10 protein-coding genes and 1 pseudogene are annotated in these 12,909 nt (G+C 48.4%); 7 read left to right on the top strand and 4 right to left on the bottom strand.

Annotated elements, in window-relative coordinates; translation table 11 throughout:
• Positions 1 to 89: 89 nt before the first annotated feature.
• Positions 90 to 2,012: an IucA/IucC family protein gene (locus tag ACOMHB_RS03250; protein WP_448215481.1), complete on the bottom strand. Its 1,923-nt coding sequence runs from the start codon at positions 2,010 to 2,012 to the stop codon at positions 90 to 92.
• A gap of 153 nt (positions 2,013 to 2,165) precedes the next feature.
• On the opposite strand from ACOMHB_RS03250, the gene ACOMHB_RS03255 reads away from it, so the two are divergent.
• The 6 genes from ACOMHB_RS03255 (at position 2,166) to ACOMHB_RS03280 (ending at position 10,108) form a co-directional block, all read left to right on the top strand.
• A complete protein-coding gene (locus tag ACOMHB_RS03255) occupies positions 2,166 to 3,413 on the top strand; it encodes an MFS transporter (RefSeq protein WP_448215482.1) in 1,248 nt (415 codons plus the stop codon).
• A 6-nt stretch (positions 3,414 to 3,419) separates the two neighbouring features.
• Positions 3,420 to 3,806, top strand: a complete 387-nt coding sequence (locus ACOMHB_RS03260) for a hypothetical protein (protein ID WP_422139699.1) — start codon at positions 3,420 to 3,422, stop codon at positions 3,804 to 3,806.
• 229 nt (positions 3,807 to 4,035) lie between these two features.
• Positions 4,036 to 4,866, top strand: a complete 831-nt coding sequence (locus ACOMHB_RS03265; protein WP_448215483.1) for an ABC transporter ATP-binding protein — start codon at positions 4,036 to 4,038, stop codon at positions 4,864 to 4,866.
• Entirely contained in the window at positions 4,866 to 5,771 is a 906-nt protein-coding gene (locus ACOMHB_RS03270) for an iron-siderophore ABC transporter substrate-binding protein (protein WP_448215484.1), read from the top strand. Before ACOMHB_RS03265 ends, ACOMHB_RS03270 begins: the two co-directional genes overlap by 1 nt.
• A complete protein-coding gene (locus ACOMHB_RS03275) occupies positions 5,771 to 7,777 on the top strand; it encodes an iron ABC transporter permease (RefSeq protein ID WP_448215485.1) in 2,007 nt (668 codons plus the stop codon). The genes ACOMHB_RS03270 and ACOMHB_RS03275 overlap by 1 nt, the downstream gene beginning before the upstream one ends.
• 99 nt (positions 7,778 to 7,876) lie before the next feature.
• Positions 7,877 to 10,108 carry a TonB-dependent receptor gene (locus ACOMHB_RS03280; protein WP_448215486.1) on the top strand — a complete coding sequence of 744 codons (2,232 nt, stop codon included), beginning with the start codon at positions 7,877 to 7,879 and terminating at the stop codon, positions 10,106 to 10,108.
• Between the two features lie 36 nt (positions 10,109 to 10,144).
• Here the strand turns inward: ACOMHB_RS03280 and ACOMHB_RS03285 are convergent, their stop codons facing one another.
• The gene (locus tag ACOMHB_RS03285; RefSeq protein ID WP_448215487.1) at positions 10,145 to 10,888 is read right to left on the bottom strand and encodes an LrgB family protein; all 744 of its coding nucleotides are present in this window, start codon (positions 10,886 to 10,888) and stop codon (positions 10,145 to 10,147) included.
• Positions 10,864 to 11,241: a CidA/LrgA family protein gene (locus tag ACOMHB_RS03290; RefSeq protein WP_448215488.1), complete on the bottom strand. Its 378-nt coding sequence runs from the start codon at positions 11,239 to 11,241 to the stop codon at positions 10,864 to 10,866. Before ACOMHB_RS03290 ends, ACOMHB_RS03285 begins: the two co-directional genes overlap by 25 nt.
• 153 nt (positions 11,242 to 11,394) lie before the next feature.
• Here ACOMHB_RS03290 and ACOMHB_RS03295 point away from each other — a divergent pair.
• A pseudogene (locus ACOMHB_RS03295) lies at positions 11,395 to 11,586 on the top strand (2-hydroxyacid dehydrogenase); the annotation flags it as partial.
• Positions 11,587 to 11,843: 257 nt separating this feature from the next.
• Here the strand turns inward: ACOMHB_RS03295 and ACOMHB_RS03300 are convergent.
• Positions 11,844 to 12,557, bottom strand: coding sequence for a hypothetical protein (locus tag ACOMHB_RS03300; RefSeq protein WP_448215489.1), 714 nt, complete (start codon positions 12,555 to 12,557; stop codon positions 11,844 to 11,846).
• Between the last annotated feature and the right edge of the window lie 352 nt (positions 12,558 to 12,909).

Consider the following 12,909-nt stretch of genomic DNA (forward strand, 5'->3'; position numbering starts at 1 on the left):
GCCTTGTGCGAAGAAAAACAAGATGCGTCATGCTCAAATATGAAAATGGCATCACAAAATATTTTTCACGATAAAATTAATGGGGTGTATTACCGGACAACCTCACTGAATGCCTGCAAGGGATTTCTCATGGAGTGATAGACATCCATCGGGTTCTTTAATGTGTTCTCGTTAATGTTGCAGTAGGTGCAGTAAAAGTTACCTTTTGACCAGAGCTCTCTGCTATCGAGCATGTAATCAAGGCAGCTGGTGTCCCGGCGGCCCAGCTTGCGCAGGTTGTCCAGAAAACGGTAGAGGGAGGACAGAAGCTCTTTCTCCGGAAGAATATTGCTGGCTCCCAACACGCTGATAACACCAAAGGTGGAATTAATCAGCAGATAGTAAGTAAATAGCCGGTTGCCAAGCTGTTCACTGACGTGGTGCTCTTTTTCTTCATCAGCCAGAGGCAGGTGTGCTTGCAAGCGTTCTCTGGCCAGGCGGCTGTACCCCGTGCCCTGACAGTCGCGGAAATAGACGGTTTCCGGGTAACCCTCTGGCATTCTGAGCAACAGGTTTTGTTGATGTGCGCCCATTAGCAGACCAAAGTCTGATTGAGCAACGATCAGGGGCTCTAAAACTTTGGAAAGATATTTTCCAAACCACTTTTGTGCGACAGCTTCAGGCCTGGCCCTTTCCTTTACAGCTAATTCCCGGATCAGAGCAATCAGTCTGGGCTCACCTACCGGGTTGTCCTGGGTAAGACTGGCCAGTAACTCAGTGCACTGGTTGACGGTTTCCCGGTTGAAAGGATTTTCCCGAAGCACCATCATGGTTTCAGGCAGCACCTGGCCGTCTTCTCCCTTGATGGCGGCATGAGCCGGTTCGGTAATGATTTCGAAGTCCGGATACAGGCTTTTTAAATCATTACCCAAAGGAGTCTGGTATTTCACCTGATGGATTTCCTTACCTCGAATCACTTCTTTGGGCAGCAGGTGACGGATCGAATTAGTCAGTTTGACGCTGAGTGAATACTTCAACATCAAGGAGGCGTGTATTCCATGGATCGCCCTTACTGAAGAAGTAGCACGCCATTGGCTACCATGCAGACCATAGTTAATAATTTGGCCTTCACTGAGCAACTGCCTTATATAAGCATTCTTTAACCATTGCTGAGCCTGCCAGGGGTGAGCGGGTAACAGGGTGTGGTGTTCGGGAATGTCTTCAGGAAAACGACCGGAGAACTCCGGATCTTCAGAAGCCAGTTGGCGAGTCAGTTCATGGAATGAATATTCATGAACACTGTCTGCTTCCAGCAGGTTGGCATCAATAGAAAACCAGTGCAGCTGGAAGCTGTTTCCGTATTCAGGAATATAGCGCTGTGAGTCTTCTGCGGTAAATTGATCGCGACTTTTGGGGGTAGGGTGAACGGAGTGACCTGCCAGCAGGGCTTGCTCTGAAGATTGAAAATCTGTGCAGCCGGAAAATAGTTGATCAAGTTCGTTTTTTCTTAATTCAAGAACAGACGCCATATTCTCAACGCTTCTTTTAACACGATTAAAAAACAGTTGTCTCTGCCCGGCGTCACTGTTCCATAAAGCATTGTCTTTAACGATTAACTGAACACTTTCAGTGAAGGATAAATCAGTGATGGTGTTGTTTTTTTGGTTAACCAGGGCAATGGGTTTGCAGAACTGATGTCTGCCGCTGATGGATAAATATTTAATATAAATCAAAAGCCGACAGTCGCTTTTGTTCAAGGGGATTGAAGCAGTGGCTTCGGCGTCAACAGGCGGCTGCCAGTCTGAACTTATTGATTGACCGCTTAACCACTTCTTGTGGCTACCAACAGGCTCTAATGACCAGTCTTTCCATTCCCTGAGCAATGCATTAAAAAAGCAGCCAGCACTCAGGCTTTCAGCTTGCTCATGACTATTGCAGTCGTATGTAAGCTCATGTCCGAACCTTTTATAGGATGAATCGTATACAGCTTTGATGGTTGTGGTTTCTAAAAGCGGTGTGGACACTGATTTCATTCTCCAGAATGATCTTATTATTCAGCACATAATTTGGAAGACCCTAATTCCTGTTACACCAGAGGATTTTATTTAAGGTCTGGCTCAATAGGGCTTGAATTGTAAATGAGAATTGTTATCATTTGCAACAGATCACAACAACAAACATGAACCATGCAACAAAATGAGCTTGGCCCTGTTATAGCAAAACCCGTTTATGAGACCGGAGACTCCATCAAAGAGTTCAGCCGGTTTGGGTCGGTATTTATACTCGGTGCCGGGCAGACGACATTATTGATCTGTCTGCCAGCCATTGCTGAAGAAACCGGTTTAGGTTATGGCCTGCTGACGGCCATGGTGGCACTGGGAACCTGTCTGTTTATTTTCACTTCGCCCCTGTGGGGAAGAATAAGTGACCGTTTTGGACGCAAGAGAGTGGTTCAGTCCGGGCTCTTTGGTTTTGCGGCCAGCTTTTTACTGCTGGCATTCGCGCTTCACGGTCTGGGCTCTGGTCTGCTGAGCAGAGAGTTGGCCATTGGTTTGATGTTTTTCGCCAGGACTATTTATGGTCTATTGGTATCGGGGTTGTATCCAGCGGTTCAGGCCTGGGTTATAGACGACAGTAATCATTCTAACAGACTGCCTGGTCTAAGCCGGATTACAGTCAGTATAAATGCCGGGCGTCTCATAGGTCCTGTGATTCCGGCAATGCTGATTTCCCAGGGCAGCCTGTTCCCTGTTATAGCACTGGTAGTTTTTGCTATCCCCTTGCTGATACAGGTCTCAATATTAACCAATGACAAGCCTTCAGAAGTCAGGCAAGAAAAGGGTAGCGAAGAAAAGAACCCGTTCAGGCAAATGCTGAAATCACTCTGGCCTGTTTTGCTGGTGGCCTGCTCTGTAACAACGCTCTTTGGCCTGTTGCAGTACCTAATAGGTCCTATTTTGCAGGAGCGTTTTTCTTACGACGGAGTATCAGCATCAAGAGTACTTTCGATGCTCATGATGGTGGCCGCTTTTTCGACCGTGGTTGCTCATTTGCTGGTATCTCGTTTTGCTCAGGGCAGGCTGATTCTGTCATTAAAAGTCGGCAGCATTTTATTACTGTTCGGTAGTTTCCTACTGATCACCTCCACTCAACTGATATGTCTGATATTCGGACTGGTCATCAGTGCCGCTTCGATTGCATTACTGACGCCTGCTTACACGACACTGGCGTCAGAACAGGTAGGTCAGCAGGGCGTTCTGACAGGAACCCTCGCTATGATTCATACCCTCGGATATACCATGGGAGCGCTTCTGGCCGGACTGGGAGGATCACTGGGCATTCAGATGGCAGAAGTTTTCTGCATTTTTCTGGCTGTTCTGCTTCTGATGATTTCCTTTTTATTAGTTGAATCTCCAAAGAAACGGAGTTGTTAGGTTTACATGAACTCAATTCAAATGGTGGGCTGGCCCATTGTCACAGTCAGCTTTAATCGCCCGGCCTGCGACGATGATGCTCGCCAATGGCTAGTCGACCTTTCTGAGCTGCTGGCAAGAGAGCAGCCATTTAGTCTCATTATTCAGGCAAAGCCCAACAGTGAGTTTTCACCGGAAGCCAGAAGAGAACTGGGGCTCTGGTTTAAAGAGAACAGGATAAAACTGGGGGCGTTTTGCCGTGGTATTGCCCGGGTTGTGCTTTCCGAACAGGAGGGTGACAGAGTGGTCAGTGACAACATGAAAAAGGCTATGCCTTTTCCCATGGTGTCCTGTCTCGATTTTGATCAGGCTCGTGACTGGGCGATTGAGCGGTGCCATCAAACGACAGTTTAAGCTTGATGATGTAAATAATAACTATTATCATTCGTAATCGCTATCCATTGGTTGAGCCAATGGCTATCAGCATTGCACGACTGCATCAGGACAATATCAGGCAGTCTGAAATTGAAAAATAATTATTGAGTGAATGGTCAGTCCGGCTCAACAGAGAGTATGGGAGCTTGCTTCGGTTGTCTGACAGTAAAGCGATGACACTTCCACAGAACAAAAAGAAACTGAGGCCATGGAGCAGACCCTAACGCTTGACCAGGCATGTTTGCGGGTGGGAACAAAAACCATTCTGCAACCAACGCAACTTGACATCACGCCAGGAAAAATAACCGCTATTCTCGGACCCAATGGCTCGGGTAAGAGTACCCTGCTGAAATTGCTCTCCGGTTTGCTTGAGCCCAGTGAAGGGCGGGTGCTTTTGGGTGGGCAGTTGTTGAAGTCACTCCACCGTAAAGAACTGGCTAAAAGCCTGACGTTGTTGCCACAACACTCACCGGTTCCACTTGGGATGTCGGCAACGGATCTGGTCGCTTGTGGCCGATACCCCTATGCAGGTCCATTCGGGCGATTGAAAAAAGAGGATCACAGGGCCGTCAGTTCGGCACTCTTCAGAGTCGGTATGGATCATTATGCCGGTGAACTGGTTGATCATCTCTCCGGTGGTGAAATGCAGAGAGTCTGGCTGGCCATGGTGCTGGCCCAGGAAACCGGCATTTTACTTCTGGACGAGCCAACCTCATGGCTGGATATCGCTCATCAATTGCGTCTGCTGAATATTGTCAGACAGCTCAATGATGAAAAGCAGACCACTATTATCTGGGTACTTCACGACCTGAATCAGGCCCTTCAGTACAGCGACGAAATAGTGCTGATGGATCAGGGGCAGGTGATCAGAACAGGTGCAGCTACAAAGGTACTGGATAAGCGCATTATCTCGGATGTATTTGGGGTAGAGACCCGGGAAGTGCAATTGGAAGGCAGAAAAGAGTCGCTCTTTTTGCCCTTGGGTGAGCGTCAGGCTGAGCCCGTGATCCATCGTGTTTTGAGCAAGGAAGTCGCCTGATGTTTGCAGTCCTGAAAAAAAGCTGTTGTTTCCTGCTGTTTACATCGTTAGCAGCGATGGCTTCAGTCACTGAACCCGATCTGGCCGAAACCCCGGAAAAGATTGCAGCACTGAACTGGACCCAGGCTGAAATGCTGCTCACCCTCGGTGTCGTACCTGCAGGGGTGACTTCCATAAAGGGTTATCGGGAGTGGCAGTCCGATGATCCGGTTATGCCGACAAGTGTTACCGAACTCGGGCAGAGAGCTGAGCCGGGTCTGGAAGCCATAGCGGCTCTCAAACCGGATCTTATTCTTGGCTATAAATGGCGTCATAGTCGTATAGTTTCAGAGCTTAAGAGCATTGCTCCGACCGTTCTTTATTCCCAGTACCCGAGCCAGAAAGATCCTGTGGATTATTTTCTGAGAATGCAGGGTATTTTTCGTTCAGTGGCACATATTCTGGGGCGCGAAGCTCTGGCAGAAAAGAGACTCAGGGAAATGGAGTCTGAGCTGGAACAGGCCCGCAATATGATCAAAGCAGCGGGACTCTCTGGCCAGAAAGTCGTTGTGGGTAAGTTTGTCGGTATGGGACTGGGACTTCGAGTCTACGGCGATTTGTCTCTGGCGGGTGCCATTGTTAACAGGATTGGTCTGGAAAACAGCTGGCACTCTTCATTACCCGGACGGGATTTTACCCATGTTGACCTCCTCAAACTGACCACTATTGGCGACGCCAGTCTGATCATTATTGGCAGTCAGCCCGAAAATCTGCCAACGATGGCGCAATCATCGGTTTGGAATGCCCTTCCGGCTGTTAAAGAAGGCCGGGTCTATTATCTGCCCGCACTCTGGTCATATGGTGGCCCTGAGTCGGCTGCTCGAATGGCCAAGGCTTTTGCCCGTTACCTGGCTCCGGAGGTGTGATGTTTATTCCGGAGTCTGTAAACAGTTTTTATGAAGGCGTTAAAAAGACGGCAGTGACATTGTTTTTGTTCATCCTTCTGGTCACTGTTTCCCTGACAGTGGGGCCTGCCGGCATTGATCTTAATTTGTTGAATGGATTGCCGTTCCTGCAGCAACCCGCCGATCATGCTATGGCCTCTGAAATAGTGACCTGGCTCCTTCTGCCAAGAACATTGATGGCATTGTTATGCGGTGCCGCACTGGGGGCAGCGGGTGTGTTGATTCAGGGAGCGACAAGAAATCCCTTTGCCAGTCCGGCAACACTGGGAGTGAACTCCGGGGCCATGCTCGCCGTAGTGCTGGGAACTGTTCTGTTGCCTGAACTGACCGACCAGTACCCAGTTGTTGTCGCCTTTTCGGGTGCTGCGCTTACCACTTTACTGGTGTTCAGGCTGGCCACTGCTATCAGTGATTCACCCGTTAACCTTGTTCTGATTGGCATGGCCATTACCCTGTCACTGGGTGCTCTCAGTGCCGGTATTCTGATGTTTTTCGAGAATCGTCTGGAGGGCCTGTACACCTGGGGGGCAGGGAATCTTGCCCAGTTTGACTATCAGGCTATCAACAGTAGCTGGCCGATCTTTACCCTGATGATTCTCTTTGCCACATTGCTGGCCCGACGTCTGGACCTGATTGAGTTGGGCAGAGATCAGGCCGAGAGTCTGGGGATAAATGTAAGACGAACCGTTGGCTTGTCGCTGGTGATTGCTCTGCTTTTGTCTGCCACTGTCGTCAGTCAGGTGGGGATGATCAGTTTTATTGGCCTGATTGCCCCGCACATTGCCCGTGGTCTTGGTTATCGCTCAGCATGGAAGCGTCTGCTGGCAGCCAGCCTGACAGGTGCATTGCTGCTACTGGGTGCAGATGTGCTGGCCAGAATGATTCCTTTCCTGATGTCCGAAGCCCATTACAGTATCCCGGCCGGAGCCATGACAACGGTTGTCGGTGCACCTTTCATGATTTTCCTGTTGAGCCAGCGTAAAAGGATCAGCAATTTGGCCAGAGCACCCGGTGAGACAGGAATACGTGCTCTGTTTCACGTGTCTCCGGTAAAAGTCCTCTGGGTTCTGCTGTCCTTAGTGCTGGTCGCTTTTTACTTCAGTCTGTTCAGCGGCCTTGACCGGTCCTGGATCGACCTGCGTTGGCCCAGAGTTTTAACGGCAGCTTTTGCCGGAGCTGCGCTGGCTGTCTCTGGTCTGGTTCTTCAGACCCTGATGAGAAATCCTCTGGCCAGTCCCGATGTTTCTGGTCTGACGACCACGGGCGTTTTGTTTGTGGTCCTGGGCTCTGTCATGGTGCCTGGTCTTGAGCGTCTGGACTTGCTCATGCTGTCGATGTTTGGCAGTGGTTTTGCCCTGCTTCTTTTAATGGCCCTCAGTCGGATGACCGGGTTTAATCCCCAGCTTTTTGCCCTGGCTGGCCTCTGTCTTTCAGCGGTTTCGGCAACGCTGATCAGCGTAGTGATGGTGCTGGGCAGTAATCAGTCCAGCGAGGTGCTTGTATGGCTTTCAGGCAGTACCTATGCAGCCAGCAGTGAGTTGGTTTATCTGTTGTCTTCTGGTGTCTTAATCCTGATACCCATGTTTATGCTGATGTGGCGAAAGCTGGACATTCTTCAGTTGGGCGCCTCCTGGCCTTCCCTGCTGGGCATCAGAGTAAAGGCTTCAGTCTATCTGCTGATGCTGCTGGTCGCCCTTTTGAGTGCAACCAGTGTTGCGACAGTGGGGGGTATTTCTTTTATCGGGTTGATGGCGCCCCATATTTGCCGCGTCACCGGCATGTCAAGCCACAGACATCTGATTCCGGCTACTGCCATGACGGGCGCCTTGCTGCTGGTCATCAGTGACTGGCTATCACGATCCTTGATGGCTCCTTTTGAAATTCCTTCAGGTCTTCTGGTCTCAGGAGCCGGTGGTATTTATTTCATCCTTTTACTGCTCAGTGGTAAATACGTCCAAAGTCGTTAAATAACCTGTTTGAAAAAATCAGAAACCTGCGGGAAGCGGGCTTGGAACAAGAATAGGGATCTAATGAGAATGATAATCAAACACAGGGAAAGCTAACCTATGAAAACAAATAAAACGCCTCTTGCCATCGCTATAACCATGGCGTTGGGAAGTCAGAGTGCTTTTGCAGAAAGCAATGATTCCGTGACTCAGCTGGAAGAAGTGGTTGTTACCGCTTCCCGCTCTGAAGCCAGTATTTCTGATGTTTCCGGGACCGTTCAGGTCATCAGTGGTGAAGCAGTGGCCCAGCAGAGCGTGTCCGGTCAGAAACTGGCTGATATTCTTGAACGGCTGGTCCCTGGCTTTGGTCCCAGCACTCAGACGGTGACCGACAGAACCCAAAGCGTCCGTGGTCGTAAGGCTCTGGTTTTGATTGATGGCATTGCTCAGACCGAGAACCGTCAGATCAGTCGCCAGCTCAGTATGATTCGTCCTGAAAACATTGAACGTATTGAAGTGATTTCCGGTGCCAGCGCAATTTATGGTGGTGGTGCGACCGGCGCTGTTATCAACCTGATCACCCGTAAGCCAGCCGAAGGCGATATCCAGTTTGCTTCTGAAGCCGGCATCAAGGTATCTGGTGACGAGCTGAACAGCTATACCCTGAATCAGAGTATCAGTGGCAGTAACGGTAATTTTGATTACCTGTTCAGCGGAACTTACGAGAGTCGTGATGGCATTTTTGATGCCGATGGTGACCGGGTTAACCCGGACCCCTCTCAGGTCAGCCGAAGCGATACCGATACCAAAGATGTTCTGGTGAAACTGGGTTATGACTTCAACGCGGAGCAGCGCCTGGAGACGACACTGCAATATTTTGATGATCAGATGGATTCTGATTACGCGCCCGACATTTCCTCTCTGATCACTGGAGATGCTGCTGACGCACCACCACCTGTTAAAGGGTTGCAGCTGGAAGATCAGCCTTACAGCAAGAGAAATTCCATTGATCTGGTCTACAGTGATGCTGACTTTTTGGGCAATAATTTTCAGTTGCAAACCTACTATCGTGAGCGTGACGCAAGGTTCTTCCCTTACCCGAATATGTTAGGTTCCACGATATCCCCCGGCACTACTTTTGTTAATCAGTCGACGTCTACCTCAGAAGTCTATGGCTTGAAGCTGCTTCTCGACAGGGCTCTGACCGATACGTTCAGAATCTCCTACGGTATTGACTACGATGTTGACAAAGGCGAACAGAGAGGACAACTGCACGATCTGCAAAAGTACATTGACAGTGGCGGCACAGTTATTGAACCGACAGGATCTTCCTATGAATACGGTCCGGATGTTGATGCCAAGACACTCGGGTTTTACTTGCAGACCGCTTGGGATATTACCGAACAACTGACCATGAACGCCGGTGTTCGTCACGAGCGCGCTGAATTGGATATTGCTGACTACACTCCGTTAGCAGAAACCTGGTTTTTGCCTATTTTGTTTCCTAATGCAGATGTAACTGTATTAGAGGGTGATGTCAGAAAGTATGACAATACTCTATTTAACGTTGGTCTGGTCTATCGGCTGAATGGCAGCAATGAAGTGTTTGTTAACTACTCTCAGGGCTTTGAAGTCCCTGATGCTTCAAGGATTTTAAGGGATGTGATTTCACCAGACAGCATTCTGGCCATAGTTCCCAATCTGCCATTGAATCCTACCGATATATCACAAGCCAATCTGGACGCCATCAAGACTGACAGCTATGAACTGGGCTGGCGCGGACGTTTTGACGACCTGCTGGCCAATGCCTCTGTCTTTTATAACGAGTCTGATAAAACCATAGACTTTAATGAAGATTACAATGTGGACCTGCTGGACCAGCAAAAGAAAGTTTACGGCTTTGAAGGCTCCCTGGAATACTTCGTCAATGATTACTGGAGTGTCGGTGGTAGCTACGCCTTCACAGAAGGACGCAGCTACTACGAAGAAGTGGGCAAATGGCTTGACCTGCAGGCAGCCGATGTCTCTCCTGAAAAGTACGTGGCCTATGTCACCTACGATCAGGAAGATATGAGTATACGTCTGCAGTCGACAACCTTTGCCGATTACGACAAAGGCAAGAAAGTGTCTGGTGGTAATGTCGTAAGTTATGAGGTTGACGGTTATACCACTGTTGATCTGCTGGCTTCCTTCGCTATGCCCGTGGGCACTCTGAAAGCAGGTATTACCAACCTGTTGAATGAGGACTACGAAACGGTCTACAGCCAGTGGGCTGGTGACACTTACAATGGCATCAGTGCTCATAATGCAGAAGGTCGTGCCTACACTCTGAGTTATCGCGTAGAGTATTAAGCAGGAAAAGCGGCCAGGCAAAAACTGGCCGCTAATTTAGGACAACCAGCCAAGAACCCGGGGTATCACCCATGGAGCCAGAAGAGCACTGATACTGGCAGAAAGTACTAACGCCAGCGCACTGTAAGCGCCTTCTTTCAATGAACTTTGAACCATTCTCGCAGTGCCCAATGCGTGACAGGCTGTGCCCATAGCAATACCTCTGGCTTTTGGGTCAGTGATTTTCAGCAACGACAGTAATGGCAAGCCAAAAATAGCACCCATCAAACCCGTCAGGATGACGGCAATAGCCGTAAGAGAAGGGACACCATTCAAGCTATCCACAATCATAACAGCAATGGGTGTTGTGACCGATTTGGGTGCCAGGGAAACAGCGACCTGACCATCGGCCCCGGCCAGAACCGCGAGTATAACTGCGCTGACAAGGGCAAACAGGCTGGAAATAAAAACCACCAGAATCACACCGGGCAGTTCCCGATGAATATCTCTCATCTGTTGATAAAGAGGCACGCCCAGAGCGACAACCGCGATGCCCAGCAGGTTGCTTAGCCAGTCACCTCCCTGTTGGTAGTCGGAATAGGGAATATTGCCGACAAGAAGAATACCCACAAGTACCAGAATGCTGATCAGTAACGGGTTAAGCAGTGAATACTTAAAACGATTCTGAAGCTTCCAGGCGATCAGGTAGACAGCCACTGTCAGAGAACAGTAGAGCAGGCCTTTTATTGGAGTGGTCGAAAACATCGGGAACAACGTCATTGTCGTGTATGCTCCAGCCATTGAAACAACCAGCCGGCAATGGCCATAACGACCACTGTTCCAAAAATACTGGTCAGCAATAGAGCACCAAGACTGTTGGCCAGCAGGTCCAGCTGATTGATAACACCGACTCCAATGGGAACAAACAACAGGGACATCCAGCGAACCAGAAAGCTGGCACCGGCTTCAACCCAGGACAGTCGAATCAGGCCACTGCCCAGCAGGGCTGCCAGAAGCAGCATGCCGATAATACTGCCCGGAAGAGCATGATTGATCCAGACGCTGAACAGCTCGCCTGTCCACAGACAGGCCATCAGAATAATGACACTGCTTAGCCAGGCTGCCATACGTCGGCATAGAAAGGCTATTTTCACTAAAAAACTCCACTATGATGCTTAACCATTGCTCATGCCAGTAAAGAAGGTACCTGAACGATCATGAAAATCTGTATCTTTAGTGCCAAAAAATACGATCGTAAATTTTTTGGCCAGTACAATGCCGACTAAAGCTTTGAACGGGAATACTTTGATATTCATCTGGATGAGAAAAAAGCACACCTGGTCAGGACGGCTGATACAGTCTGTGCTCTTGTTAATGACGATATCAGTCGGCCGGTTCTGAGTGTAATGACGGAATATGATATCAGACTTCTGCCCATGCGCTGTGTCGGATTTAACAATGCTGATCTGGATACGGCAAGAGAGTGGGCACCCAGGTAGCGTGATTATTTCTTAAGGTGATTTACGACGATGGCTAGAGTATCCTCGATTTTGTCAAACCGCTTGTTGTGTTCATCAAACTAAGTAGGAAGTTGTCATTCCCGCGAAGGGAGTCGTCGTTCCTGCGAAGGCGGAATCCAGCGCCAACAGTGGGTCTCAGCCTTCTCGGGGATGACAAGGCCAGGGTGGGCAACGGGTAGTGTGGTTCTGATGGTGAGTCAGTGTGGATTCCCGCCTTCGGTCCCCTGCAGAGCACCTTATCTTAACCGCAACTCGGGCTCTGGCAGGATCGGGATAACAATACTGGCACAGTCGTCTAGATTTAATGATGAACTGTTAATGTGAACATATCTGCCACAGGCATCTTTTTTTAAGCCAAGAGAACGAATTTTCTCGTCAAACAATTGTTCCTTTTTATTTTCATCTATCTGACTGACTCCAAAAAGTCTCATATTTAATTCAAAAATGTTTAATTGATTTAGAGCAGTATTTGTAGAAGCTTGTAGTATCTCAACCTTTTCCTGATCATTAGATGAATAACATTGATTGGAGATCAATCTAGTATCATGATCGCTGATGCGAGTCATGGTAATTAGATAGTTCGATGGTAAAAGTTTTTCAATTCTATTATCTGTGTCACTTTCCTTTTCTTTGGCTATGACCTTGGAATTGCCATCTAACAAGATTGATTTCACCGTTATTACCCGAGAAATTGAATTCACCGTTACTGCCCGAGAAGAAAAATCAATCAATACTTTTTTCGTTATAGCATCAGGATGAAATCCATTGAATAAGTCATGCTCATAAAGCAAATTTGAACTTTCGTCCAAAAATTTGATATTCACTTCATAGTCATCGGGGTTATCGATTTGGAAAAAAAATCGGTTATCAACACAGACAGATTCGTTTTCTTCTGAACAAAAACCCGTCACGGCGATAATCAGCATCGCCCAAAAAAATATAGTTTTCATAAAAATCCCTATCATTTAATTAAATCCTCTGTCAAAGGTAGTAGAAAAGATTAAAAATTCAAACATTCACAAAAGAACAGTTCGCATCATTAGGGTTTATACCAATCGAACTTTCTAACTCCCTATTGCGCTGAAGATTTGAGCCTTAATCCTGCGTTGGCGATCGTCGCCATAGCTAAGGCTATGACTCCTCACGCCGCCTTGTCTTAAGGCTCAAATCTCCATGCTCATCACGGCAGTTAGAAAGCACGATTGGTATTACTTGCTGTTTAGTATTGTAAAATTCCTGGCGTTAAAGGCCTGATCAGCGAGACCCGGCCTGCCCGGCTAAACCGGGAGATTCAAATCAGAC

It is taken from the genome of Endozoicomonas sp. 2B-B, from assembly GCF_053470045.1.